Below are 26,276 nucleotides of genomic sequence, written 5' to 3'. Positions count from 1 at the left end.
TATGGCCAAGCAGATTAAAGTTTCACTTATCGGAAACCCAAATACAGGTAAAACATCTGTTTTTAATTTGCTAACTGGATTAAACCAACAAGTCGGCAATTATCCAGGAATTACTGTAGAGAAGAAAGAAGGGGTTTGTAAATTGCCACGAGGAGTTAAGGCACATATTCTTGATTTACCAGGAACATATAGTCTTAATGCTTCATCTTTAGATGAAAATGTAGTTATAGAAATTCTACTTAATAAAAAAGATAAGGATTTTCCTGATGTGGCCGTAGTCGTAAGTGATGTAGAAAACCTTAAAAGAAATCTATTATTATTTACCCAAATAAAGGATTTAGAAATCCCCACGATTCTAGTCATTAATATGGCAGATCGAATGAGTAGGAAAGGGATTTCTCTTGATATTCCACTACTCGAAAAAGAGTTAAATACTAAAATTGCTTTAGTAAGTGCTAGAAAAAATGAAGGAATAGATGAACTTAAAAAGCTGATTCTTTCATATGCTTCAATACCTACTAAACCTTGTGTAGATGCATTGACTTTTGCTCCTGAATATTTTGATAGACTTAAGAAAGCATTTCCTAATCAATCTATTTATAAACTTTGGTTAGTAATTACACAAGATGTCAATTTTAGAAAAATTGATAAAAAGAAGCCCGAAGTTCCGCCAGATTTTGAGATCAAATCGGAAAGTGAGCTCAAGCGATTTCAGCAAAAAGAAACTATTAAAAGATATCAATTTATTAATCAAGTTCTAAAAAAAGGATTGATAATTGATGAAAAAGCGGCAACCGGTATACGTGCTAGATTAGATAGAGTATTAACTCATAAATTCTGGGGGTACTTTATTTTCTTTGCCATATTGTTGTTGATTTTTCAAGCTATTTATGATTGGTCATCATACCCAATGGATCTAATAGACGAAGGATTTGCGTGGTTAAGCGAGACTGCAAAATCAGCTTTGCCGTCAGGACCTTTTATAGACTTAATAACCGAAGGTATAATTCCTGGATTAGGCGGTATTGTTATTTTTATACCTCAGATTGCATTTTTATTCTTATTTATTTCCATTTTGGAAGAAAGTGGATATATGAGTCGTGTAGTGTTCCTTATGGATAGGGTAATGCGAAAATTTGGATTAAGTGGAAAAAGTGTTGTTCCCTTAGTTTCTGGAACAGCTTGTGCAATTCCTGCTGTAATGGCTACAAGGAATATTGAAAGTTGGAAAGAACGTTTGATAACGATTCTAGTAGTTCCATTTACGACATGTTCTGCAAGACTACCTGTTTATTTGATCATAATAGCACTGGTAATTCCTGATGAAAAGGTTGGATGGATATTTAGTTATCAAAGTCTGACTTTGATGTTATTATATTTTATAGGTTTTGGTGCCGCTGTAGGTTCTGCTTGGATTTTAAATAAAATTCTAAAAATAAAAAGCAATAATTACTTCGTGATAGAGATGCCAGGGTATAAAATGCCTTTGTTTAAGAATGTAATATTTAATGTTATTGAAAAAACTAAAGCGTTTGTTTTTGGGGCAGGGAAGATAATTTTAGCCATTTCGATTATCTTATGGGTTTTAGCCAGTTTCGGACCTAATGAGAACTTTAGTAATGCAGAAGAAATAGTAACATCAGAGCACTCTAATCTTTCTCAAGAAGAACTAGATCAGAAAATTGCTTCTTATAAATTAGAATATTCTTTTATTGGTTATGCAGGTAAAGCTATTGAACCTATTGTAGCTCCGTTAGGATATGATTGGAAAATTGGAATAGGGATCATTAGTTCTTTTGCAGCACGCGAAGTTTTTGTTGGTACTTTGGCGACTATTTATAGCGTAGGAAGTGATGAGGAAGAAACCATCAAAAATAGAATGGCTTCTGAAGTCCATCCTGTAACAGGAACCCCATTGTTTAACCTGGCAAGTGGAATATCTCTGTTATTGTTTTATGCATTCGCAATGCAATGCATGAGTACACTAGCTATTGTAAAAAGGGAAACTAACAGTTGGAAATGGCCTATGGTACAGCTTGTGTTCATGAGTGTTTTAGCGTATACTGTTGCATTGGTGGCATATCAGATTTTAAAATAAGTTTTTGTATCTTTATTCGACTAAGAAATTATGAATTTATTTGTCCAGAACATATTAGTATTTGTTGTTTTTGCTATAGCAATAGGATTTTTGATTAAGAAATTTATTTGGAAACCAAAGCCAGTTACTTCAAGTAAAAAGACGCCTGGAAATTGCGGAAAGAACGGCTGCGGTTGTCACTAGTCAATTAGACCATTAATAATATCTACTATAGTTTTGGCCACTTATTGATGGTGCATCTTATCAAAAAGTAATTTATTTTCTTCGAATCCATTTTAGAGAGCTATTACTGCTAATCAAATAAACACCTACAAAAATTAAAGAACAACATAACAGTTTTGCTATTGTTATATCTCCTTTATATTCACTATCAATAATAAAATAGGCAATTCCTGCGACCAACAACATGGCTACTGCGGGCTGTACATAAATATAACTACTAGAAACTGTAGGTTTTACAAATTGTAAAGCAAACATATTTAATAAATAAGCTAGGAACGTTGGGCCTATGATTACATAACATAATGATATCCAATTGGTCGTTTTATAAGAATTAAAATCTGTTTCTAATAATTGACCAATACAAAATGGAAACATAAAGATAAATCCAAAGAAAAAAGTCCAGATAATAACAGTAATTGGTTTATATTTTTGCATTAATGGTTTCACTAGGACTAAGTAAAAAGCAAATGATAATGCGTTTAAACTTATAAAAATATTTCCTTTTAAAGATCCTGTTCCTAAACCTGAGTTGCCTAAATATATTAATAATACTGCGCCACCACCTCCAATACATATACCTAAAACACGAGATAAAGTAAGAGGCTCTTTTAACAAAAAATAACTAATAATCACTGTGAAAATAGGCATGGCAGTAACTATGATAGCGGCATCTACAGGAGATGTCAAACTTAATCCATTCATAGAGAAGAATTGATTTGTTGCTACCCCCAAAAGCCCGCAAAGTGCTAATCTTGGAATATCTTTTTTCTGAGCCTGTTCTTTTACAAAAAACTTTAAAATAAAAAATAACAATCCAGCTCCACTTATTCTTAGAAATACTAGGGCGGATGCACCTATTTTATCAGGCATTAAACCTTTTGCAATAAGATAATTTGCTCCATAGATCATATTTACACTTAATAATGCAATATGAGCTTTGGCTTTGTTAGAAATCATTTGGCAAAGAAACTAAATATAGAGATAAGTACTCTCATGGTTTTAGCACTATTTATTTAACCAATAGTTCTAGATAGTAGTTCGAGGGATCTATTTTTTCAGAATTAATTGGATAAGGACTTAGATTGTGACTATAGACCGTCTTCTCCAATGACTTTAATAGTTCTTTTGATTTAATAGGAGCCTTGATTAAGATTTCTTTTTCTTCTAAAAGTGTATCGTTTTCATAGAGACCAATCAAAATTTTTGCTTGTCCTGCCCATACACAGGATACTCCTTTTGGGCAACGAGAATCTTCTAATACTTTTATAAAATGTATACTTTTATTTCCAAAATTAGCTTTTTTGCCAGTTTTTAATTTGGTAACTATTTGAGGAGTTTTTACCTTTTTATTCGTGTCTTGAGCCTTTATGAAAATAGGGCAGAATATTAAAAGTAGATAAATGAATTGTTTCATTATGAGGATTTTTATTCTTGATTTTTACTTAATATAAAATATCTGTGTTCGTCTAAAGTTTTACCATTTTTAATAATCGCTTTTCGAAAAACCCCTTCTTTACTATACCCGTTTTTTTCTAACGTCCGCATAGAGGCAATATTATTTTCGAAAACACCAGCATAAATTCTAATTAAATTTAGTTTTTTTAATCCGTAATGGGTTATAAGATTCACCGCTTTTGTGGCTATTCCATTTCCCCAATATGGTTGACCTATCCAGTATCCTATTTCTGCACTTTTTCTATAAACATCGTTTTGTATGATTAAACTGATTACTCCACATAGCTCATTGTTACATTCAATACCAAAACTTTGTGGAGGATCCTGTGTTTGAGTAAAATTAATGAAAGTTTCGGCGTCACTTTCTGAGTAAGGATAAGGGATATAATCTCTTAGGTTATTCCATATGTTTTTATTGTTAGCTAGTTTTGCCAACTGTAATGTGTCAGATAATTCGAGTTTTCTTATTTCAATTTTTTGATTTTCCAAACTAATAAATCTATTAGATACAAGTTAGTTTAAATATGTTTAAAATTAAAGATATATAAAAATCCATACTAAATTATGGCAATTGTCTTCGCTTTATAATTTTTCATAATATCTTTATGCACATAATATGTCAAACAAGAAAGCAATAATTATTGGATCTGGTATTGCCGGTTTAGCCTCTGCAATCCGTTTAAGCGGTCAAAATTTTAGTGTAGAAGTATATGAGACTAATTCTTATCCTGGAGGAAAATTAGCCGAAATTCATAAAGAAGGATATCGTTTTGACTGCGGACCATCCTTGTTTACAATGCCTCAGTTTTTAGAAGAGTTGTTCGCTATCTCTAAGAAATCAATTTCGAATTATTTTGAGTATTCCAAAAAAGAAATAGTATGTAATTACTTTTATGAAGACGGAACTAGATTTACAGCGTTAGCCGATATTAAAAAATTTGCAGAAGAAGCAGAAAAGAAGTTTGAAGTAGAAAGGGATCAGATTTTTAAATATTTTAAATCTAGTAAGCAAAAATATGACTTGACCTCTACTTTATTTCTAGAAAAATCATTACATAAATTATCCACATATCTGTCTTTGGACACTATAAAAGCTATTATTAGAATTAATAGCCTAGGAATAGATAAGAAATTACACAGTTATAATGATGAAATATTTAAGGATGCAAGATTGGTTCAGTTTTTTGACCGATTTGCAACTTATAATGGTTCGTCTCCTTATGTTACGCCTGGAATTATGTCTATGATTCCGCATTTAGAACAGTACTACGGAACTTTTTTTCCAAAAGGAGGAATGTATAGTATTACAAAAGCTCTTTATCAGTTGGCTGTTGATCTTGATGTAAAATTTCATTTTGAATCAGAAGTGGATCAAATAGTTGTTACAAATAAAAAAGCAACAGCAGTAGTTGTTGATGGTTTTATACGAGAAGCGGATGTAATTATATCCAATATGGATGTAGTTCCTACTTACCGTAAATTACTTCCAAATGAGCAAGCACCGAAAAAAACTCTGAAACAACAAAGATCAAGCTCCGCCTTAATTTTCTATTGGGGAATCAAAAAAGAATTTCCTGAATTGGATCTACATAACATCTTTTTTTCTAAAGATTATAAAAAGGAATTTGAATATATTTTTGAAAAGAAGGAAGTAAGTAATGATCCAACCGTTTATATAAATATTACTGCTAAAAATGAACCAAATGATTCTCCTGAAGGATCCGAAAACTGGTTTGTTATGATTAATGTTCCTAGTAATGAAGGACAAGACTGGAAAGAAATAATACAACGGTCTAGAAAAAATATTCTGGATAAATTATCAAAATTGTTAAAAGTAAATATTGAAGAGTTAATAGAAACTGAAGAGATTTTAGATCCTATAAGTATTGAAAGCAAAACACAATCTTATCAAGGTGCATTGTATGGTTCCAGTAGCAATAATAAATATGCAGCTTTTTTAAGACATCCTAACTTTTCTAAAAATATTAAAAATCTTTATTTCTGTGGAGGAAGTGTGCATCCTGGAGGAGGAATTCCATTGTGTTTATTGTCTGGTAAGATAGTTTCTGAGTTAATTGAAAAAGATTTTAATGATTAAACTATGCGTCTAGAAAGAAAACTTCTTATATCCATAATTTTAATTTGGTTGTTTAATATTTCAGGAATAATTGGAATTCTGATAGGATATGAAAGTTGGTTCTTGCCATTAACGCCTCTCAATTTACTATTGTATTTAGGTTTAATGATTTGGAATTCTAGAATTAATAAAAAATTGATTTTAGCATTGTTAATTCCTTTTGGTATTGGAATGATTACGGAGTATCTGGGAGTTAACTATGGATTGATTTTTGGCAACTATCAATACGGTAATAACTTGGGAAGTAAAATTTTAGGAGTACCTTGGATTATTGGTGTAAACTGGGCATTACTAGTATATTGTACAGCAGCAATATCAAAAAAGATACACACAAACATAGCTATTTCTTCTTTTATTGGTGCAGTGTTGATGGTGGCATTGGATATTATCATCGAAGTTTCCGCTCCAAGATTTGATTTTTGGGAGTTTGAAGGACAGATAGTACCAATTCAGAATTATATAGGATGGGTCGTAGTTTCCTTTGTCGCACATTTTTTATTTCAAAAAGTATATAAAACTTTGCAATACACGATTTCGGTTCATATTTTCATTGCTATATTTATCTTTTTTACCACATTCTTATTTTACTAGATGCAGAAATATGATTATATTATTACAGGCACCGGAGCATCAGGTTTGATATTGGCTTATTATTTAATTAATGATACTTTTTTTGATCAAAAGAAAATACTGTTAATTGATAAAGAGGAAAAAAATAAAAATGATCGTACTTGGTGTTTTTGGGAAGAAGGAAAAGGAACTTGGGATTCTGTTGTAAGTAAAAAATGGAATAATATCTTTTTCGGAAGTACTGATTTCTCGGATACAATAGATATTTCTCCATATCAGTATAAGATGATTCGTAGTAAAGACTTTTACAATCATGTTTTTGAGCAATTAAGTAAAAAATCCAATATTACTGTAGTACAGGAAACCGTAATGGGATTTGTAGATGAGGATAGTATAGTAGAGGTAGAAACTGATCAAAGAATGTATTTAGGAGATAAGGTTTTTAATAGTATCCCATTTTCTAAACAGTTTAAAACACAAAAAAAATATCCATTACTAAATCAACATTTTATAGGATGGTTTATAAAGGTGGTAAGCCCCACTTTTGATAGTGAGACAGCTACTTTTATGGATTTTGACATTGATCAAAAGGGGAATACAAGATTTATGTATGTATTACCGATGTCTAGAACAGAAGCTTTATTTGAGTACACCTTGTTTTCTAAAGATCTTCTTTCTAAAGAAGAATATGAAACAGAAATTAAAGCATATTTAAATACTACAGGGATCAAAGAGTATTGTATTACCGAAAAAGAAGTAGGATGTATTCCAATGACCTCATATGAGTTTGGAAAACAAAATTCTAAGAACATTATTCATATTGGAACGGCTGGAGGATGGACAAAGGCTAGTACTGGATTTACTTTTCTGAACACTGAAAAAAAGGTAAAAAAGCTTATCAAGTTTCTTAAAAGACGTGGGGATTTATCCAAATTTGAGAAACGAACTAAATTTTGGTATTATGATCTATTCTTTTTAGATCTATTATCAAAAGAAAATCAGAATGGTGCTATTTTATTTTCACGATTATTCGGAAAAAATAATACATATAAAATCTTGAAATTTTTAAATGAGGAAACCTCGTTGATAGAAGATCTAAAGATAATGTCAACAATGCCGACTAGTAAATTTCTTAAAATGGTCTGGAATCGATTGATTAAGTAGATTCATTTATTCAATTTTAAATCCTACCATAGGAATCTCATTTATAAATATGACAAGCTCTTTTGCATTAGGGTGTGATAAGTCTACATTAAAACTAATTTTCCCGTCATTATATGCTATTTTTCCTTTGTAGCTGAATTGTTGATTATTAACCAAATAAACAATCGAGTGCACAGGTTGATCGTATTCTATTATAAACTCTTGAATCACTGCTTCCCTTTTTTTTAGGATTCCTGTTGATGGAGAAATTAGATTAAAATCTTTTGATTTTTCGTGTTGATAAAATAATGGAGCTTCAGAAAACTCTTCTTTGCTAATATTATCTACTAACAAGCTGTTTTCATAAAAATTAGGATAATGTCCCTTAATAAAAACTTCTGCCGGTGTACCGAAATAGAAATAATTAGGTTCTTCGATAAATTCTTGTGTATCGACATCGTAATATCCTGTACTACCCCAGGTAGCATCTATTAAATACTTTTTAAAATCTATTTCAATAATATTCCAGGCGTGATCAGAGCGGTATTCTTTTCCAATATGATGAATTTGATTTTTACCATTTCCTAAAACGTAGAAGCTAATGATTCCAAGGTGATCACAGACATCTTTAAAAAGTTGAGTGTATCCTTCGCAAACTGCTATACCACTAGATATAACACGTTTAGATATTTTTTCTCTATATTTTTTCTCTGTCTGTAGATGCTTTTTAGATCCTGATTTATCCCTATGATAATCTATATAATTGGTAGAACGAAAGCTAGGAAAGGGGTTGTGTTGGACTGATTTATAAGAATTTGCATAATCAGTGTAATATTTTCCTGATTCCTTATAATCATAGGATATGTTTTTTGTAATCCAAGAATATAGGGCTTTGGCCTTATCTATTTCAGAGTCAAAATCCTTGGAGATCTGTTCTGCTAGTTTTTTAGGAGTTTTATATTTTTTAGGGTATAAATGTACAATAGCTTCAATTCTATCAAAATCTTGACTGTAGGATTGACTAGCAGATAATAGGCTTAATAAAATAAATAATACTAGCTTAGGCATATTGTTTTAGCATCAAATATTAAACCAAATAATATACAACTATTAGTTTTATTCTGAAAGAGAAACGGATGATTATGTTAGACCACGCTCTTTTTGGATTTGTTCATAAGCCTTTTGTACTTCTTTAAATTTTTCTTCTGCTCCTTTTATATGCACAGGATCCATATGTTGTACTTTATCAGGATGGTATTTTTTAACCATGGTTCGATATGCCTTTTTTATTTCGGCATCAGTAGCGGTTTTTTCAACTTCAAGAATTTTATAGGCGTGATTTCCGGTCTTAAAGAACATGGCTTTAATACTTTCAAAATCACTAAAATTTATTCGCATAAATCCAGCCATTTTCTGAATTTCTATCGCTTCAGCGTTACTTACATTACCATCTGCATTTGCAATTCCGAATAGGAAATGAAGAATTTGTAACCTTGCTGCATAGCGAGTGCGTTGGGTAAGAAACAAACAGATACGTTGGGCAGAAATCTCTCTACTTTTTATAATTTCATTAAAGGTTCTAAACGTGGCATTAGCACGCTCTTTTCCATAAGCACTTACGAAATACTGACGAACATAATCTAGTTCTGTTTGATTTACATGACCATCGGCTTTTATTACAATTGAAGAAAGAGAAAGTAGATTTAATTCAAAATCTCCGGGACTTACTTTTTTTTCTTGAGAGAATACTTGAGTAAATCCTCCACTTCCTTTACTCTTGGTAGTAGTATCTAACAAACTGCCTAGTATAAAACCTAATATGGCTCCTGGAAATCTAAAAAAAATACCTCCTAATAAAGCAGCAATCCATTTAATCATTCATAGTCAATTTTGAGGGTGTAAAGATAATTGAATTATTTACACAATTTAGAGTATACTTAATTAGTAACATATTCATTAAAAATGTTACGAAAAAATGATTTGTTAGATAGTTGTAAAGATGTTTTACGACTACTTGGCAGTCATATTGATATGGTACATTATTTGTATCTTTGTATCAAAGTTTAAATAAAAAATAGTTAAGAAATATGTATCCAGCAGATTTAGTAAAGCCAATGCGTGAAGACCTAACAAATATAGGTTTTGATGAATTACAAACAGCAGCTGATGTAGAAACTGCGATTGCAAAAGAAGGAACAACTTTAGTCGTTGTAAATTCTGTTTGTGGTTGTGCTGCAGCGAATGCAAGACCAGGAGCGAAAGCTTCTTTGGCAAATGATAAAAAACCAGATAATTTAGTAACAGTATTTGCGGGCGTGGATCGCGAAGCTACTGATAAAGCACGTGGATATATGATCCCATTTCCTCCATCATCACCTTCAATGGCGTTATTTAAAAATGGAGAATTAGTTCATATGTTAGAGCGTCATCATATCGAAGGGAGACCTGCTGATATGATTGCAGAAAACCTTAAAGATGCTTATAATGAGCACTGCTAATATATTTAGATAAAAAATAAAAATCCGGTTAGTACCGGATTTTTTTATTTCTTTTTTTGCAAGGTTGGCAATCACTACCTTCAATACTTCCTTGTTCATTTCCACTATCATTAGAGTATCCATCACATTGACATCCAGTTCCTCCATGCACTTGTTTCAATGCATTTTTAGTTAATAATTTAGCTCCTTCTAGTTTTAAGATTTTGTGTAACATACTGTAAATTTTAAAATTATATAATACTCTGAATAATTATAGATCCACAAAGCATATGTCCATATGTTAATGATTATTTCCCCTAAAATGTTGCCTGAAATTTTTAAAAAAGTTTTATTTAAGTGGTGTGTAACATTTCTTTTACCACATATTTTCATTAAAAAAACCTAAAAATTTTCAGTAGTAAATAGAAAGTTCACTGATTGATTTGATTTTAGTTCTTTAAACTGTTGCTAAACAAAAAATAATATCAGACCTTGCACTGCAGTAACACAAGTCAAAATTATTAATTGCTAAGAGAAGTTATGGGGGCATTAAAAAGGATAATTTCATATCCGCTTTCGATAGTTTTCTATTTATTTTTTGGATTAACATTAGTAGTTTTTCATCCCTTACAATGGTTGGGAGTTAAACTGGGCGGAGCAAAAGGACACAGAGGTGTGGTTAATTTAATGAACCTTTGTCTGCTTCGTTGTTTACACGTTTTAGGAGTAAGAATTAGCTTTAAAAATTCTTTTAAATTACCTAAAAATCGTTCCTTGATTATTGTATCAAATCATCAGAGTATGTTTGATGTTCCTTTGATATCTTGGTATTTGCATAAACATCGACCAAAGTTTATCTCTAAAATGGAGTTAGGAAAAGGAATCCCGAGTATTTCTTTTAATTTAAGAAATGGAGGTCATGCTTTAATAGATAGAAAAAATGCGAAACAATCGATACCAGAGATTTCTAGGTTTGGGAAGTATATTGCCAAAAATAATTTTTCAGCTGTAATTTATCCGGAAGGAACTAGAAGTAGAAATGGAAAACCTAAAAGTTTTGCCCATACAGGATTAAAAATATTAATGAAAAATGCTCCTGAAGCTTTAATAGTTCCGGTAACTATTAATGACAGTTGGAAGTTGGTTAGATTTGGTAATTTCCCTATGGGAGTAGGAATACATCTTACTCTAGAAGTCAAAGAACCTATAAATTCAGAAGGAGTTACTAAAGAAGAAATACTAGATATTGCAGAAAAGAGAGTAATCTCTACCATAAAAACGTAAATAAGTAGTCATGGCTATAGATAATATTAGATTAGAAGTAATGCAATTATTGGAAAAGAAAATAGAATCTTTTATCGATAAATTTTTGATTCCGATAGATAAAGTATGGCAGCCAACAGATTTTTTACCTGATTCACAAAATGAAGATACATTTTTTGATGAGGTAAAGGAGTTAAGAGAGTTGGCAAAAGAACTTCCATATGACTTTTGGGTCGTTTTAGTTGGAGATACGATTACAGAAGAAGCACTTCCTACCTATGAATCCTGGTTAATGGATGTAGAAGGGGTAAATCAACACGAAGGAGAAGGAGGAAATGGCTGGTCTAGATGGGTACGATATTGGACTAGTGAAGAAAATCGACATGGAGATACTTTAAATAAGTATTTGTATTTGTCAGGAAGAGTAAATATGATAGAAGTTGAACGTACAACGCAACATTTAATTAATGATGGGTTTGATATCGGAACCGATAGAGACCCTTATAAAAACTTCGTTTATACTAGCTTTCAGGAGTTGGCAACTAATATTTCGCATACTAGAGTGGCAAAGTTGGCAAAAGGGTATTCAAACAAATCTCTAGCTAAAATGTGTAAAATTATTGCTGGTGACGAGATGCGTCATTTTAATGCATATAGTGAATTTGTAAAAAACATATTCGAAGTAGACCCAAGTCAAATGATGGTAGCTTTTAGTGATATGATGAAGCATAAAATTGTAATGCCAGCGGTTTTTTTAAGAGAATCCGGAAATACAATCGGAAGTGCTTTTGAAGAGTTTTCTAATGCCGCTCAACGAATAGGAGTATATACTTCTCAGGATTATATTGATATTATGCAACGTTTGATCGATAAATGGGAAATTGACAAACTTGTGGATCTTACTGATGAGGCAGAAAAAGCACGTGATTTTGTAATGAGATTACCTGCTAGAATGCAACGTATTAGTGAGAGATTGGTAATTCCAGAAGAAGTTTTTGAATTTAAATGGGTGCAACCTGCTTTAGTGAAATAAATTATTATGGCGTATATGACCAAAGAGCAGATTATATATGAAACTGTTGATTTTGTAAAAAATACGCTGAAAGATGCTGAAGGAGGGCATGATTGGTTTCATATCGAACGGGTTTTTAAAACATCAAAAACCATCGCGGAAAGTGAAGAGGTGGATGTTTTTATAGTTTCTCTTGGAGCATTACTTCATGATATTGCAGATTCCAAATTTCATAATGGAGATGAAACGATTGGTCCAAAAGTCGCAAGAAATTTTTTAGAAAGTCTTCAACTAGAAAAAGATATTGTTAATCACGTAGTACTTATTATTGAAAATATCTCCTTTAAAGGAGGTAATACTGAGCAGAAATTTACATCCCCAGAATTGAATGTTATACAAGATGCAGATCGCTTAGATGCTATTGGGGCTATTGGAATCGCTCGTTGTTTTAATTATGGGGGATTTAAAAATAGAACGCTATACGATCCGGAAATAGCGCCTAATTTAAATATGACCAAAGAAGAATATAAAAACTCTACTGCTCCAACGATAAATCATTTCTACGAAAAATTGTTATTACTTAAGGATAGAATGAACACAGATACTGGTAGGGAAATGGCAGAAAAAAGGCATCATTTTATGGAATCTTTTCTAGAAGAATTTTTTAAAGAATGGGAAGGCAGACATTGATGATTTATCTACCTTCTTTGTATTCCAAATGCTCGTTTTTTGATAGAATTTGATTGTCCGTTTTTTGATTATGCGAAAATGCTGATTACAAATTCAACTATAAAAAGAAAATAGTTCAAAATAAAGTCGATTAATAATTTTGTAAGTGCTATCATGATTAGTGATTTATGTTTCCGTTACTTATTGTTACTAGTTTTGATGAATTTCGATTGACAAATTCTAGTGTAAACCTGTCGATTTCTTGATATCCATCAACTTTTTTAATTAATAATTCATTGATTCTATTTGCCTCTGTGGTTAAGTCAGAATATTTACAATTTTTTAGTTCGTACTCTGCAGTTTCTGTAGAAATTCCTTTTTCCGAACTTGCTAAGCCTTTTACATATAAGAATTGTTTTACCTGATCACATTCACAATTAGATTGTAATACCTTTAGAATAGCGTTTGATTTATCCTCTACTTTATTTCCGACATACATAGCATAAACTAAAATCCCGGCTAAAATTCCTATAGAAAATAAAACAAGTTGCTTTTTCATCAGATTTTGATACAACCACTATTTAATTGATTGCTTGATCAAAGTACCTTTAAAAAAACCGTAATAACAAGAGGAGTAAACCCAATTTAAAGAAAAACGGGTATGGTTTATTATTATAAATAATTGAATATCAATTATTTATAATAAAACAAGAAGTTTGGTTTCCAAAAATTACTGAGAGCCCTATTTTTATAAATTTAGGGTAATTTGTTCATTTTTTTTGTAAAAGTTAATGGATCAATTTTTAGAATTTAATTGTTTCACATAGAAAGATGGGAGTAATCCTGTGTGAATTTTAAAGTACTTAGAAAAAGAATCGGCACTTTTATAGCCAACATCTTTAGCAATCGATTTAATAGAATAAGATCTAAATTTAGAATCGTTTTTAAGTCGAACTATTGTATAGTTTATTCTTAGATCATTGATATAGGTGTTGAAATTCTTATTAAAGTGGGCATTAATTACTTTAGATAGGTAAGAAGTATTTGTATTGATCTTCTTGGCTACATTATATAGATTGCAATCTGTTTTAAGATAATATTCTTGGGATTCTATTTTTTTTAATCCAATAAGTATTTGTTCATATAAATCATCACTTATATCTAATTCACTCGATCGGGATTCTAATTTTTTATCTTTAGTGTCGATAATGGGGTCGTTAATTGCAAGGTCATTAACAGTTATTTCCGAAGTATTTGCTTTTTCTTTTCTTTCAATTTCAGCGAGTAATGTTTCAAACTTTTCTTTGTTCTTTCTCTTTGTTTTCTGAAAAAAGAAGGTTACCAAGATAAGTCCAAAAACTACAATAACTAATCCAACCTGAGAATAGGTGAGTTTGCTTTTTTGTTTCTTTTTTTGATTTTCGAGATCGTTTATTTCATTTTGAAAATCATTCATGGTTATGTCTTGAACCTTTCTAGATGCTAATGATCTCTTATTATTGAGTTTACTTAAACTTAAAATATGTTTTTCATAATACGAATTAGATTTTTTTAAGTCACCATCCATTTTATAGGCTTGACCAAGTAATTTATAACATTTGCTTATTTCGTCAGAGTTACTATATTTCTTGGTAAGAATTTCTTCAGATTCGAGTAATACTTCAATGCTTCCTTTGTATTCTTTTAAATCTAGTTTACATTCTGCGAGTAAATTGAGAATTTTTCCTAGAAAGATAATATCATTTGCCTTATAGCACAGCTCTTTTGCCTGGTTTAAAAATGTAAGCGCATTGGTATAATCCTTTTTGTTTTTATAGATAATACCTCGATGCATTAACAGGTCAATATGTATATTATCAACTTTTACTTTTTCAGTATACGATAATCCTTTATTGTTAGCATATAATGCAGAATCTAGTTTATTTAATTTTATATAAGCTTCAGAAATTCGAGCATTAAATAACATGATCCCTATATTAACTCGTTCCTGACTTCTTTTATATGGGTTTATTAAAAGTTCTTCTTCGCTATCTTTTAGTTCTTTAAGAGCAGTCTTATAATCACCTGTTCTTAGTTTTATAAATGCAAGGTTAGTTTTGATTACAGACATGAAAGAAGGATTGTTAATCTCTTCTGCTTTAGATAATGCTTTTGAATAAGCAGAACTTGATTTATCATACTCTTCTATATCAAAGTAATGATTTCCTTTAAGGTTCATTATCTGCACCTGTTCCTCGAACATTTTATTTTGGAATGCAATAGAAGAAGCATTGTCTAGATATTCGATAGCTAAATTATTATTTCCAGAATTAAGATTGGCAATGCTTAAACGTTCCAGAGCATTTATCATTCCTTTTGGATCATCGTTATCAAAAGCTATTTTGTATAAAATATTACTTAAGGAAATGATTTCATCTATTTTACTTTCATCAAGAGCTTCTAACTGAAGACGAATATCTTCTTCATTCTTTGTAACAATAATATTCTCAACCTGAGAAATTAAAGTATTACAAAACAAAAGAATAGATAAGATGAATAAACGATGCAATCTCATATAAGCTTAGGGTGAAGGACCAAAAATAACCAAAATAGTGTCAAAATAGCTTTAATTGCCCATCTTTATGAGAATCATGCAAGTCACAATTCAAAAGAATATTGTTTTTTTTGGTAAAGTATTTTTTCCTAGCAATGGTAAACATTTGATGGATCTGATCAGCTATTTTACCACTTCCTTTCATTCTTCTACCAAATTCGCTGTCGTTAAGGTTACCATCATGACATTCCATAATTTGGTGTAATATTTTATCTTTTTTATCAGGTAATGTATGCTCTAGCCATTTAGTAAAAATTTGACCAATGGAACCATTTAGACGGACAATTGTATAACCAATACTTTTTGCCCCTATATTAGATACTTCTTTAGAAAGAGCCAGAATTTCGTGGCTGTTTATGGATGGGATAATAGGGGCCATCATAACATTAGTTGGAATACCCAATTGATTTAATTTCTCTAAAGCTTCTAATCGTTTTTTTATACTTGCTGTTCTTGGTTCCAGTATTTTTCTAGTAGATTCTTCTAAGGAAGTGATAGAAAGAAAAATCGATACAAGATTATCTTCTGCTAGTTTAGAAAGGATATCTATATCTCTTAAAATTAAAGCGTTTTTTGTTATAATACCTACAGGATGCTTATACTTTAAAAATATCTTAAGCAGTTGTCTTGTTATTTTAAGTTTTTTTTCTGCTGGTTGATAGCAATCAGTATTTCCTGAAAGAGCAATAGGATATGCTTTCCAATGTTTGCTTTTAAGTTTTTTTTCTAATAATTCTGGGGCATTTTTTTTTACTAAAATTTTACTTTCAAAATCTAGACCTGCTCCATATCCCCAATACTCATGTGAGTTTCTGGCATAACAATATACGCAACCATGTTCACAACCCTGATATGGATTGAGGGAATATAGCATCCCAACATCCGGACTACTTACTTTATTGATAATAGTCTTAGGAAAAGTTTCAATGAATGTTGTCTTGTTATTTTGAATCGGTTCACCTTCTTTTTGCAGATAGTTGAGAAAGTCATCTCTTAGTTCATAATGATTGGCAGAAAAACGATTATGAATTTTTTCTTGAGCACCTCTTCCTGTTATAATTCTTTTTGGTTTCAAAAGCTTTGATTTTTACGGTTTAAAAGTAAAACTTTTGTTGGAATATTTCCAACAAAAAATGGAATATTTCCAAATAAAGAAAGTAATTTTGTATAAGTCAGTTTTAGGTTAAAAAAATAGTCAGTGATGAAGAATAGAAGTTATGAATATGATGTGGCTTTATCTTTTGCAGGAGAGAATAGGGCCTATGTAGAGAAGGTAGCGAATAGCTTAAAAACAAAAGGAGTTAAAGTGTTTTATGACTTGTTTGAAGAGGCTAATTTGTGGGGAAAGAATTTATATGAGTATTTGTCAGAAATTTATCAGAATAAAGCAAGGTATACAGTGCTTTTTGTATCTAGTTTTTATAATAAAAAATTATGGACGAATCATGAGAGAGTTTCGATGCAAGCAAGAGCTTTTCAGGAGAGTAGGGAATATATATTACCTGCTAGATTTGATGATACAGAAATCCCTGGAATTCTTAAAACTATCGGTTATATTAATCTGGAAAATAGAACTCCAGAAGAATTAGCCGTTCTAATTGAGAATAAATTAAAAAAGGATCAAACTTTTTTAAAAAACCGATGGTCGAAACTCTCTACCATGATTAGTCCCAAACCGTTTATTTTTACAATTAAGGTAGTTGATGAAAAGTCGCAACTGATTAAGCATGCGAAGGTAGTTTTAGTAGCAAACAATTCGACATATCTCGAAGGATTTACAGATGAGAACGGTCTAGCTCATTTTGTTATTAGAACAAGAAAATTATATACAGTTCTTATCGCCCATTCAGAATATCCAGCGGTGGTTTTTAATAGTATGAACCCAAAAGAAGATGTAGAAGTTACTATCGAAAAAACTAACAATTCGGGTTCGATTATTATCAATAAATCGGGACAAGTCCCTGGGATTTCTGGTAAAATAGAACCTGTATCAAAGTCCGATAAGAAGTTGTTATTGTACGCCGATAATATTGCTATTGAAGGAGGAAAAGATCAACCCTATGATTTTGAATTAAATAAATCAATTGCTCTAGAGGATAATAAGGGTAATATTGTATACTTAACGTTTAGATTTTTTCAGGCAAGAATTGCTTTAATTGATTTTTATAAAGACAGAAGTATGTGAGCATATTTGAAGAGAAAATGTGGTTTTTATACTTAAAATCCAAAAAATCACCATTTTCAGGGGATCAGTACGTGTAAAAATGTCTTACATTTATATGGTCAACTAAAATCATTCAACATGCGATCATCACGGATTCTATGCTTCTTCTTATTTGCTACGATTATATTTTCTTGTAAAAAGAAAGATGCTAAATCATTAGCTGAAGCAAATGCTTCAGAACTAAATAAATATCAAGATTATGTTTCGGACCTTTCTACCGGTGTAATTTCGGTATTAGATAATGTGTATGTAGTGTTGCAAACACCTGTTGAGGGTTGGGATGATAATCAAGAACTTTCTGATAAAATCCTTTCAGTTTCGCCGAAAGTAAAAGGAAAAGTATTTGCTGTTAATAATCAAACTATTGCTTTTAAACCAGAAGATGGTTTTAAAGAAGATACGGAGTATACCTTTACATTGAATTTAGAAAGTTTGGTTAAGGATCTAAAAGAAGACTTAGATGAAGAGTTTGTCTTCAGTGTTAAAACGTTAAAGCAGCAGTTCTCCGTGCTAACAGAAAATCTTCAATCCTATAGTAAAGATTGGCAATATGTAAATGGAACGATTACGGCCAGTGATCAATTAAGTTTCGAGAAGGCAAAACAACTAATTACTGCTACTCAAAAAGGAAAAAATATTCCAATTAATTTTGGAGAATCACTAGATAAAAGCCGTCAGTTTAGTTTTAGAATTGATAGTATACAAAGATTTGAAGATGATTCTGAGGTGACTGTAAAATGGTCCGGAAAATCAGTTGATATCGATACGGAAGGTGAAAACACATTGAACATTCCTGGGAAAAATAATTTTTCTGTAATAAGCGTATCTGTTTCCAATTTTGAAGGACAATATGTAGAGATTAATTTTTCTGATCCGTTGGAAAAAAATCAAAATTTTGATGGTTTAGTTGCCATTGAAGGAGCAAAAGGACTAAAGTATACTGTAATAGGTCAGAATTTAAAAGTATACCCCAAACAGGAACTAAAAGGAACGTTAGAAGTAACCATTTTTGAAGGTATTAAGAGTGTAGACAATTATAAACTTAAAAGTACCTATTCAGAAAATATTTCGTTTCAGCAACCAAAGCCAGAAGTTAGGTTGTTACAAAGCGGGGTTATTTTACCAACTTCAGAGAATCTGAAATTTAATTTTGAGGCAATTAACTTGCGGGCAGTAGAAGTACAAGTAGTCAAAGTATTTGAAAACAATGTACTTCAGTTTTTACAAAATAATGATCTTAATGGAGCAAGTAACTTAAGAAGCGTTGCACGACCAATCGCTAAAAAACTAATTAATCTGCAAGAGAATACATCTTTAAATTTGAGTAAATGGAATGCTTTTGCAATAGATCTAAAAGAACTGATCTCGCCTGATCCAGGAGCAATTTATAGAATTGAGCTAAAGTATAGAAAAGCGTATTCTCTATATAAATGTGATGGTGCGAGTGCAGATGATACTTCAATCAATGAATTATCAGAGAATTATGATAGTGAAGAAGAGTCTAGTTTTTGGGATAGTTCACAATATTATTATGAGGATTATTATGATTATGATTGGAGTGAAAGAGATAATCCGTGTAGTAATTCTTTTTATAGAAATAAGAAAATAGCTGCTAATGTACTAGCTTCTAATTTAGGAGTAGTTATAAAAAAGGGATTGAATAATTCGTATATGGTAACAGTTAATGACATCATCACCACTAATCCAGTTCCTAATACTAAAGTTACTTTCTATAACTATCAACAACAAGAGATTGGTGTTGCTACCACAGATGCGCAAGGAATGTCTGGATTTGATGCAGAAAAACAAGCATATTTTGCGATTGCTCAATCTGGAAAACAACAAACATATGTAAAACTTAATGATGGGAATGCATTATCTGTAAGTAAGTTTGATGTTTCTGGAGTACGATTACAAAAAGGTATTAAAGGATATATATATGGTGAGCGTGGTGTATGGCGACCTGGAGACACCTTATTCCTTTCTTTTATGCTTAATGATAATGCTAATAAATTACCAAAAGGGCATCCTGTAAAATTCAAATTAAAGGATCCTTATGGAAAAGTAATTTATCAAGAAACTAAAACAGAAGGAGTAGGGAACTTTTATAAGTTTAGTGTAACAACTTCTGATGAAGCACCCACTGGAAATTGGCAAGCTCAAGTTAATGTAGGAGGAGCGAGTTTTTCTAAAGCTTTAAAAATAGAAACTATAAAACCAAATCGTCTTAAAATAAAAACAAGTTTTGACGATGAGGTATTAGGAGCAAATAAAAGTATCAATGGAGATTTAGAAGTGTTGTGGTTACATGGTGCAGTAGCTAAGAATTTGCAAACAGATATCAATGTTCGTTTTAATTCCAAAAGAACAAGTTTTAAAGCATTTCCAGGATATATTTTTGATGATCCTTCAAGAAGATTTAGTAGTGAAGAGTTAGAAGTTTTTAATGGTAAGATTTCTGAAGAAGGTAAAGCCAGTTTTTCCATGAAACCTAAATTAGAAAATAAAGCTGCCGGAATGCTACGAGCCTCATTTATAACTAAGGTCTACGAAAATGGTGGTGATTTTAGTACAGATGTTATTTCTAAAGATTTTTCACCATATGACACGTATATAGGACTGAATGTTCCCAAAGGCGATAGAGCACGTGGAATGTTGCTAACAGATACGACACATAATTTTGAGGTAGTTTCCGTTGATAAAGAAGGAAAACCTAAATCGGTAAAAGACCTAGAAGTATATGTTTATAAGGTGAACTGGCGATGGTGGTGGGATACCTCAGAGGATAATCTTTCTTCCTACAATCGTGGATCGTATCAAAATGAAGTATTTAAAACTAAAGTTTCTACGAATAGTAAGGGACAAGCCAATTTTAATTTTGAAATTAAGCATCCAGAATGGGGTAGATATTTAGTAAGAGTAGTAGATCCTAATGGTGGGCATGCTACCGGAAAAGCGATTTATATCGATTGGCCTGGTTGGGCAGGTAGAGCTAACAAGAATGATCCATCTGCTGCTACGATGCTTATGTTCTCAGCAGATAAAAACACATATAATGTTGGAGAGACGGCTACAGTTACATTTCCTTCTAGCGAAGAAGGAAGAGCTTTAGTAACTGTAGAAAACGGTACCGAAGTACTATCTTCTCTTTGGGTTACACCGCAAAAAGGAGAAACTAAATTCGAATTGCCTATTGAAGATATATATACGCCAAATGTATATATACATATAACATTATTGCAAGCGCATAACGCTACAGCGAATGATTTGCCGATTCGACTATATGGAGTTATTCCAGTTTCTGTCGAAAATCCAGCAACTAGGATTGAACCAATAGTAAAGATGCCTGATGTGTTGCGTCCAGAAGAAACAATTGATGTTAAAATTAGTGAGACAAATGGTAAAGCAATGACCTATTCTATTGCAATTGTAGATGAAGGTTTATTGGATCTTACAAGATATAAAACTCCAAATCCATGGAATACATTTTATGCTAGAGAAGCATTGGGAGTAAAAACCTGGGATGTGTATGATGATATTATTGGAGCGTATGGAGGAAGTATCAACCAAATTTTTAGTATTGGAGGTGATGCCGAAGCCGGAGGAGGAAAGGCAAAAAAAGCCAACCGATTTAAACCAATGGTTGTTTATAAAGGACCTTTTGAATTAAAAAATGGGGAAACAAAGTCTCATAAAATTAAAATACCAAAGTACATAGGTTCTGTTAGAACTATGATTGTTGCTTCTGATGCTAATAATGCTGCCTACGGAAGTACAGAGAAAACAACACCAGTAAGAAAACCATTAATGGTGCTAACATCTATTCCTAGAAAAATAACTCCTGGTGAAAAAGTTACCATTCCCGTCACAGTTTTTGCGATGGAAAAAAAGGTGAAGGATGTGAATGTAACTTTAAAACCAAATAAAGGATTTACGGTAATTGGAGAGCCTACGAAACAGATTTCTTTTGCTCAACCAGATGAAAAGATGGTGTATTTTGATATAGAAGTAATCGATGGTGCATCTATTACTGATATTGAAGTAGTAGCAAGTGGTAACGGAGAAAAAGCTTCTTACAGTATTCCAATTGATATTATTAATCCTAATCCTATGACTACAGAGATTACCACCATAGTTTTAGAACCAAATAGTCAACAAGAAGTAGATTTTACATCTTTTGGAGTAGATGGAAGCAATAGCACTACAATTGAATTGTCTTCTTTACCACCAATGAATTTTGAAGGTAGATTAAAGTATTTGATACGTTATCCTCACGGATGTGTTGAGCAAACAACTTCTGGAGCATTTCCGCAGTTATATTTAAATGATGTATTTACATTACCTTCAGATAAAAAGAAAAAGATACAACGTCATATGGAAGCTGCTATTTATAGATTAAAAAGTTTTATTCAGCCTAATGGAGGGATGTCCTATTGGCCTGGATATAGTAATTCTAATGATTGGGGGACAACATATGCGGGGCATTTCTTATTAGAAGCTAATAAGAAAGGATATGTATTGCCTATTGGATTTAAAAGTAATTGGATTAATTATCAGCAGCAACAGGCTAAACGTTGGAGAAGTGGTGGTAGTGATTTAGCGCAGGCATATCGACTGTATACTTTAGCATTAGCTGGTAGTCCAGATTTATCCTCTATGAATAGATTAAGGGAAACATCGAATTTGTCTAATAATGCAAAATTAAGATTGGCAGCTGCCTATGGTCTTATCGGTCAGAAGAGTGCTGCAGATAAATTATTGAATAGCGCTAATATCGATTTTCAGCCAAGGAAAAATCATTATTATACATATGGGTCTACTAATCGAAACAGAGCAATGGCTTTAGAGACATTAGTATTATTGGATGAAAAAATAAAAGCACAAAAGATAGCAGAAGAATTAGCTAAAGAGTTATCTTCTAAGCAATGGATGAGTACCCAAACTACTTCTTATGCTTTAATGGCAATGGCTAAATATGCCGCTTATGTAGGTGGAAAAGGAATCGATGTAAATTATACACTTAATGGGCAATCTAATAATGCCAATACAGATAAAACATTGCAGTCATCTGGAGAGTTGTCTATTATTAAGAATAATAAATTACTACTTAAAAACAATAAAGACAATACTATTTTTGTACAGTTGGCAACAAGTGGAATTTTACCAGTAGGGCAAGAAAAAGTAATACAAAGTAATTTTAAAGCTATCGTAGATTATAAGAATCGAGATGGAAAAATTATTGATGTTACTCGATTATCACAAGGAACGGATTTTGTCGCAGAAGTAACTATAACTAATACTTCTGGAACTGAAGTGAAAGATATAGCGCTTACGGAGATTTTTCCTTCGGGTTGGGAAGTTGTGAATACACGATTTACAGATTTTGGTTCATTCAGAAGTAATCAAGTTACATATACGGATATTCGTGATGATCGTGTTAACTTTTATTTTGATTTAAAACCAAGAGAAAGTAAAACAGTAACTTTATTGTTAAATGCTTCTTATTTAGGAAAGTATTACTTACCAGGAATTCAATGTGAGGCAATGTACGACAATGATTATCTTGTACGTACTAAAGGGAAATGGATTGAAGTTATAAAGTAAATATGATAGAATAGAGATGATGTTTTATCATCACAATAATTATATATGCAAGTCTAACGGCTTGCATATATAATTATAAATAGTTTTATTTCTTGCTTCTTTGATAGTATGCCACGATGCTTGCTTTAGCAAGCGTATTATTCCATAAATAATACCCAACTACAGCAGGATTAGTATTTTCATTTAATCCAAGAGTATCTGTTTTTAATGCATAAACTGTAATAATATATTGATGTAAACCGTGCCCTTCTGGAGGGCAAGGACCACCATATCCATTTGTTCCATAATCGGTAATACTTTGAATAATTCCGTCAGGTGCTAATTTTAATTTAGTGTTTCCTGCATCAGATACTAATTCATTAATATTTGTGGGTATATCAAATACAACCCAATGCCACCATCCACTTCCTGTGGGAGCATCTGGATCATACATAGTTATAGCAAAACTTTTGGTTCCTTTGGGAGCATTTCTCCAAGATAATTGTGGTGATTGGTTTTTACCAGTGCAGCCAAAACCATTAAATTCTTCATTAATAGTGGCTTCACCACCCAAATTTTTGCTAGATAAAGTAAATGTATTTTGACCAAAAATTGAACTTGAAAAAGTAATAATAACTGCTAATATTAAATTCGATGTTTTCATAATATTTGTTTTTTAATTTCAAGAACAAATTTATGATGTGAAGGGTAATATTCTGTATTGAGTTTAGTTCAAAAAATATTGGTAAAAGCTCAAGTTGATTGATATTGTTTTGGAGTTACACCGAATTTTGTCCTAAAAGCTTGAATAAAATTAGAAAGATTTTCATATCCGATCTCTTCAAATATATCTGACGGACGTTTCGATTTATTTTTTAATAGAAAAGCAGCATGTTCAAGTCTTTTATCCAGAAACCATTTACTAGGTGAACTATGGAACTGTTTTTCAAATTCTCTCTTAAAAGTGGATACGCTCATATTAGATAAGAAAGAAAGTTCTTTTAATGTTAATTTATTTAATGTATTGCTCTCAACAGTTTGTATGAATTTTTGCGTTTGATTATCATTGTTTTTAATTAAAGAATATAAAAAATCTACTCCATTTTGCTCAATAAGATATAGCATTATTTCTTCAAATTTCGTACGTAAAATGTTATTTTGAATAGCACTAGAGAGCTTAGAAATATCCAAGAGACTGTTTACAAATCTCTGTATATAGTCATCATAGTTAATTGAATATGTAGAGTAAAACTTTTTGGCTTTTGGAGCTTGAAGTTTAAATTTTCGCATGAACTTTAATACTTCTTCTTCAGAAAAGAATAGTAAAATACTTTTATAAAATTTTGAATCATTAGAAAGTTTCTCAGTCATTAAACAATGTCCTGATTTCATTAATAAAAACTGAGAGTTATCAATTGCATAGGAAGAGTTATCAAAAAATACTTCTTTACTACCTTCCTGAAGAAAACTAAATGTATTTTTATTTAGTAAGACTTGTTGTTTATCTATTTCCTTATTGCTTTCATAAGCAAAAACAGTAATCGATATAGAAGGATTTAGGTTTAATTGATCCGGTAGCGTGACTGTCTTCATTAAGTTAAACTATTTATGATTGGTTTCAAATCCGTAAATAGTGGTTTGCATACCAGCAATTTTCCAGGACCCATTTATTTTTTCCATAAGTCTTGTTTCACGTTTTAGTCCACGTAAAGAGTCCTTTAATTCATATGTTACCCAAGCACCATTGCCGTAAAGACGTATGTCTATGTCTTTTAGTAGTTTTGGTATAGGTTCAGGTTCTGGATGTTCCTCAATAAAAGTTTTTACATATAAGCTTATTTTATTCCAACCCACAGACTCCGAAAAAGTACTGTCTGTAAAGTTGATATAAGTTTTTGTTATTTTTGGATCATGTACCCACGTTTTTTTCCAGCTTTCGTAATTTCTGTTAAATGCAGCTTTGGTTTCATTATTTAGCGTTTTTAGTATAGCTTTTTTTTCTTGTTCTATGTCAACTGTTTGTTTTGTGGTTTGATTAAAATTATCAGGTTTAGAGTCTTTGCAACTTAAAATTAATAGTAAAATAATGGGCGCGAATATTGAGAATACTTTGTTCATCATCTTTTGTTTGATTTATTTCTTAGGTGCTTCGAAAGACGTTACTAGTCAGAACTTCTATTGGTCTTTCGTTTTATGTTTCTTCGCATAAATAGTAATAGTAGAATTATTGAGCTTAAAATTAAACTAAGTAATAAGATATCCCAATCTCCATTTTTTACTTTGTTTTCAAACTTATCAAGGTTAATTTGATTTCTAATCAGGGAATAGTTTCCTAGAGCTACGTTTGAATCAATGTCTACATTTAAATATTCTGTTCTACAGGAAAAAAAGTCATATTCAGTGTTTGCAGAATTATCCAATGCATTAGGCGAAACCAAATAATAACTGTTAATTTTAAAGTTAGATAAGTATGGTCGACATAACATACCATTATCTCCTAATATTTTTATTTTTTTTCGTTGTTCGTTGCCTTTATATTTTTTTATTATTTCAACAGTCATTGAATATGGCATTTTACCATTATGACCTAAGATATCTTCGTCAAGGTATTTGTCAAAGGAAATTATTTTGACTAAAGCAACGAACTCCGAGTTTTTTATAGTTCTACTAAATGAATCGTTCCAGGCAAATGTACAACTACAAGCAAAGACATTCGATGAGTAAAAGAAGATAAATAATATTATTAAAACAGAGCGTATCAAGATTGTTTCTTTAAAGAATGCCAATCAAGTTATAATAATATTATAACATCTATCACCTTATTTCATTG

23 protein-coding genes are annotated in these 26,276 nt (G+C 31.4%); 10 read left to right on the top strand and 13 right to left on the bottom strand.

Translation table 11 applies throughout. The features are described 5' to 3' along the window. Position 1 precedes the first annotated feature (1 nt). Positions 2-2,098, top strand: a complete 2,097-nt coding sequence (gene feoB, locus J8L88_RS20410) for a ferrous iron transport protein B (protein WP_027393215.1) — start codon at positions 2-4, stop codon at positions 2,096-2,098. 255 nt (positions 2,099-2,353) lie between these two features. Here the strand turns inward: feoB and J8L88_RS20405 are convergent, their stop codons facing one another. Genes J8L88_RS20405 through J8L88_RS20395 form a run of 3 tightly spaced genes read right to left on the bottom strand, consistent with a single transcriptional unit; the run spans position 2,354 to position 4,264 of the window. Beyond that, a complete protein-coding gene (locus J8L88_RS20405; RefSeq protein WP_211061697.1) occupies positions 2,354-3,277 on the bottom strand; it encodes a DMT family transporter in 924 nt (307 codons plus the stop codon). Between the two features lie 52 nt (positions 3,278-3,329). After that, positions 3,330-3,734, bottom strand: a complete 405-nt coding sequence (locus J8L88_RS20400; RefSeq protein WP_211061696.1) for a hypothetical protein — start codon at positions 3,732-3,734, stop codon at positions 3,330-3,332. Positions 3,735-3,745: 11 nt separating this feature from the next. Continuing rightward, positions 3,746-4,264, bottom strand: a complete 519-nt coding sequence (locus tag J8L88_RS20395; RefSeq protein ID WP_027393217.1) for a GNAT family N-acetyltransferase — start codon at positions 4,262-4,264, stop codon at positions 3,746-3,748. A gap of 127 nt (positions 4,265-4,391) precedes the next feature. On the opposite strand from J8L88_RS20395, the gene crtD reads away from it, so the two are divergent. Genes crtD through J8L88_RS20380 form a run of 3 tightly spaced genes read left to right on the top strand, consistent with a single transcriptional unit; the run spans position 4,392 to position 7,646 of the window. Next, a complete protein-coding gene (gene crtD / locus J8L88_RS20390) occupies positions 4,392-5,873 on the top strand; it encodes a 1-hydroxycarotenoid 3,4-desaturase CrtD (protein WP_211061695.1) in 1,482 nt (493 codons plus the stop codon). 3 nt (positions 5,874-5,876) lie between these two features. Next, on the top strand, positions 5,877-6,503 hold the full coding sequence (locus J8L88_RS20385; RefSeq protein ID WP_027393219.1) for a carotenoid biosynthesis protein: 627 nt from the start codon (positions 5,877-5,879) through the stop codon (positions 6,501-6,503). After that, the gene (locus J8L88_RS20380) at positions 6,504-7,646 is read left to right on the top strand and encodes a lycopene cyclase family protein (protein ID WP_211061694.1); all 1,143 of its coding nucleotides are present in this window, start codon (positions 6,504-6,506) and stop codon (positions 7,644-7,646) included. It abuts the gene before it with no gap. Between the two features lie 6 nt (positions 7,647-7,652). Here J8L88_RS20380 and J8L88_RS20375 read toward each other — a convergent pair whose 3' ends face one another. Next, on the bottom strand, positions 7,653-8,693 hold the full coding sequence (locus J8L88_RS20375) for a transglutaminase-like domain-containing protein (protein WP_211061693.1): 1,041 nt from the start codon (positions 8,691-8,693) through the stop codon (positions 7,653-7,655). Between the two features lie 72 nt (positions 8,694-8,765). Then, positions 8,766-9,503, bottom strand: coding sequence for a TerB family tellurite resistance protein (locus tag J8L88_RS20370; RefSeq protein ID WP_027393222.1), 738 nt, complete (start codon positions 9,501-9,503; stop codon positions 8,766-8,768). A gap of 209 nt (positions 9,504-9,712) precedes the next feature. On the opposite strand from J8L88_RS20370, the gene J8L88_RS20365 reads away from it, so the two are divergent. Next, positions 9,713-10,123 (top strand): BrxA/BrxB family bacilliredoxin, encoded by a 411-nt coding sequence (locus J8L88_RS20365; protein WP_027393223.1) that lies wholly within the window; start codon positions 9,713-9,715, stop codon positions 10,121-10,123. Positions 10,124-10,151: 28 nt separating this feature from the next. On the opposite strand, the gene J8L88_RS20360 is transcribed toward J8L88_RS20365, so the two are convergent. After that, positions 10,152-10,337 (bottom strand): hypothetical protein, encoded by a 186-nt coding sequence (locus J8L88_RS20360; protein ID WP_118388696.1) that lies wholly within the window; start codon positions 10,335-10,337, stop codon positions 10,152-10,154. Between the two features lie 290 nt (positions 10,338-10,627). On the opposite strand from J8L88_RS20360, the gene J8L88_RS20355 reads away from it, so the two are divergent. Genes J8L88_RS20355 through J8L88_RS20345 form a run of 3 tightly spaced genes read left to right on the top strand, consistent with a single transcriptional unit; the run spans position 10,628 to position 13,067 of the window. Further along, complete coding sequence (locus J8L88_RS20355) at positions 10,628-11,386, top strand: 1-acyl-sn-glycerol-3-phosphate acyltransferase (RefSeq protein WP_247666522.1); 759 nt, start codon at positions 10,628-10,630, stop codon at positions 11,384-11,386. A gap of 10 nt (positions 11,387-11,396) precedes the next feature. Beyond that, entirely contained in the window at positions 11,397-12,398 is a 1,002-nt protein-coding gene (locus J8L88_RS20350) for an acyl-ACP desaturase (protein ID WP_027393225.1), read from the top strand. Between the two features lie 15 nt (positions 12,399-12,413). Further along, the gene (locus tag J8L88_RS20345) at positions 12,414-13,067 is read left to right on the top strand and encodes an HD domain-containing protein (RefSeq protein ID WP_118388700.1); all 654 of its coding nucleotides are present in this window, start codon (positions 12,414-12,416) and stop codon (positions 13,065-13,067) included. Positions 13,068-13,224: 157 nt separating this feature from the next. On the opposite strand, the gene J8L88_RS20340 is transcribed toward J8L88_RS20345, so the two are convergent. The 3 genes from J8L88_RS20340 to J8L88_RS20330 form a co-directional block, all read right to left on the bottom strand. Continuing rightward, complete coding sequence (locus J8L88_RS20340; RefSeq protein WP_118388702.1) at positions 13,225-13,605, bottom strand: hypothetical protein; 381 nt, start codon at positions 13,603-13,605, stop codon at positions 13,225-13,227. Between the two features lie 237 nt (positions 13,606-13,842). Continuing rightward, the gene (locus J8L88_RS20335) at positions 13,843-15,600 is read right to left on the bottom strand and encodes an AraC family transcriptional regulator (protein WP_211061692.1); all 1,758 of its coding nucleotides are present in this window, start codon (positions 15,598-15,600) and stop codon (positions 13,843-13,845) included. Positions 15,601-15,640: 40 nt separating this feature from the next. Further along, positions 15,641-16,714, bottom strand: a complete 1,074-nt coding sequence (locus J8L88_RS20330) for a PA0069 family radical SAM protein (RefSeq protein ID WP_211061691.1) — start codon at positions 16,712-16,714, stop codon at positions 15,641-15,643. A gap of 126 nt (positions 16,715-16,840) precedes the next feature. On the opposite strand from J8L88_RS20330, the gene J8L88_RS20325 reads away from it, so the two are divergent. Then, the gene (locus tag J8L88_RS20325; RefSeq protein ID WP_118388708.1) at positions 16,841-17,824 is read left to right on the top strand and encodes a TIR domain-containing protein; all 984 of its coding nucleotides are present in this window, start codon (positions 16,841-16,843) and stop codon (positions 17,822-17,824) included. 117 nt (positions 17,825-17,941) lie between these two features. Beyond that, positions 17,942-23,467: an alpha-2-macroglobulin gene (locus tag J8L88_RS20320; protein WP_211061690.1), complete on the top strand. Its 5,526-nt coding sequence runs from the start codon at positions 17,942-17,944 to the stop codon at positions 23,465-23,467. A gap of 85 nt (positions 23,468-23,552) precedes the next feature. Here J8L88_RS20320 and J8L88_RS20315 read toward each other — a convergent pair whose 3' ends face one another. The 4 genes from J8L88_RS20315 to J8L88_RS20300 all read right to left on the bottom strand — a co-directional run bounded on the left by J8L88_RS20315 (position 23,553) and on the right by J8L88_RS20300 (position 26,208). Next, positions 23,553-24,110: a YbhB/YbcL family Raf kinase inhibitor-like protein gene (locus J8L88_RS20315; protein ID WP_211061689.1), complete on the bottom strand. Its 558-nt coding sequence runs from the start codon at positions 24,108-24,110 to the stop codon at positions 23,553-23,555. Between the two features lie 89 nt (positions 24,111-24,199). After that, on the bottom strand, positions 24,200-25,039 hold the full coding sequence (locus tag J8L88_RS20310; protein ID WP_118388714.1) for an AraC family transcriptional regulator: 840 nt from the start codon (positions 25,037-25,039) through the stop codon (positions 24,200-24,202). Positions 25,040-25,048: 9 nt separating this feature from the next. Next, a complete protein-coding gene (locus J8L88_RS20305) occupies positions 25,049-25,567 on the bottom strand; it encodes a hypothetical protein (RefSeq protein WP_211061688.1) in 519 nt (172 codons plus the stop codon). 41 nt (positions 25,568-25,608) lie between these two features. Continuing rightward, complete coding sequence (locus J8L88_RS20300; RefSeq protein WP_147404049.1) at positions 25,609-26,208, bottom strand: hypothetical protein; 600 nt, start codon at positions 26,206-26,208, stop codon at positions 25,609-25,611. Between the last annotated feature and the right edge of the window lie 68 nt (positions 26,209-26,276).

The organism is Aquimarina sp. MMG015 (assembly GCF_018100855.1).
GTDB classification, from domain to species: Bacteria; Bacteroidota; Bacteroidia; order Flavobacteriales; family Flavobacteriaceae; genus Aquimarina; species Aquimarina latercula.
Note: the sequence above shows the minus strand (reverse complement) of the source record. Positions and strands in the feature narration are given on the sequence as shown.

What these genes read in the sequence shown, in the direction of transcription:
- feoB (WP_027393215.1), top strand. Translation starts at nt 2, where the DNA reads ATGGCCAAGCAGATTAAAGTTTCACTTATCGGAAACCCAAATACAGGT.
- J8L88_RS20405 (WP_211061697.1), bottom strand. Translation starts at nt 3,277, where the DNA reads ATGATTTCTAACAAAGCCAAAGCTCATATTGCATTATTAAGTGTAAAT.
- J8L88_RS20400 (WP_211061696.1), bottom strand. Translation starts at nt 3,734, where the DNA reads ATGAAACAATTCATTTATCTACTTTTAATATTCTGCCCTATTTTCATA.
- crtD (WP_211061695.1), top strand. Translation starts at nt 4,392, where the DNA reads ATGTCAAACAAGAAAGCAATAATTATTGGATCTGGTATTGCCGGTTTA.
- J8L88_RS20385 (WP_027393219.1), top strand. Translation starts at nt 5,877, where the DNA reads ATGCGTCTAGAAAGAAAACTTCTTATATCCATAATTTTAATTTGGTTG.
- J8L88_RS20380 (WP_211061694.1), top strand. Translation starts at nt 6,504, where the DNA reads ATGCAGAAATATGATTATATTATTACAGGCACCGGAGCATCAGGTTTG.
- J8L88_RS20375 (WP_211061693.1), bottom strand. Translation starts at nt 8,693, where the DNA reads ATGCCTAAGCTAGTATTATTTATTTTATTAAGCCTATTATCTGCTAGT.
- J8L88_RS20370 (WP_027393222.1), bottom strand. Translation starts at nt 9,503, where the DNA reads ATGATTAAATGGATTGCTGCTTTATTAGGAGGTATTTTTTTTAGATTT.
- J8L88_RS20365 (WP_027393223.1), top strand. Translation starts at nt 9,713, where the DNA reads ATGTATCCAGCAGATTTAGTAAAGCCAATGCGTGAAGACCTAACAAAT.
- J8L88_RS20360 (WP_118388696.1), bottom strand. Translation starts at nt 10,337, where the DNA reads ATGTTACACAAAATCTTAAAACTAGAAGGAGCTAAATTATTAACTAAA.
- J8L88_RS20350 (WP_027393225.1), top strand. Translation starts at nt 11,397, where the DNA reads ATGGCTATAGATAATATTAGATTAGAAGTAATGCAATTATTGGAAAAG.
- J8L88_RS20345 (WP_118388700.1), top strand. Translation starts at nt 12,414, where the DNA reads ATGACCAAAGAGCAGATTATATATGAAACTGTTGATTTTGTAAAAAAT.
- J8L88_RS20340 (WP_118388702.1), bottom strand. Translation starts at nt 13,605, where the DNA reads ATGAAAAAGCAACTTGTTTTATTTTCTATAGGAATTTTAGCCGGGATT.
- J8L88_RS20335 (WP_211061692.1), bottom strand. Translation starts at nt 15,600, where the DNA reads ATGAGATTGCATCGTTTATTCATCTTATCTATTCTTTTGTTTTGTAAT.
- J8L88_RS20325 (WP_118388708.1), top strand. Translation starts at nt 16,841, where the DNA reads ATGAAGAATAGAAGTTATGAATATGATGTGGCTTTATCTTTTGCAGGA.
- J8L88_RS20320 (WP_211061690.1), top strand. Translation starts at nt 17,942, where the DNA reads ATGCGATCATCACGGATTCTATGCTTCTTCTTATTTGCTACGATTATA.
- J8L88_RS20315 (WP_211061689.1), bottom strand. Translation starts at nt 24,110, where the DNA reads ATGAAAACATCGAATTTAATATTAGCAGTTATTATTACTTTTTCAAGT.
- J8L88_RS20310 (WP_118388714.1), bottom strand. Translation starts at nt 25,039, where the DNA reads ATGAAGACAGTCACGCTACCGGATCAATTAAACCTAAATCCTTCTATA.
- J8L88_RS20305 (WP_211061688.1), bottom strand. Translation starts at nt 25,567, where the DNA reads ATGATGAACAAAGTATTCTCAATATTCGCGCCCATTATTTTACTATTA.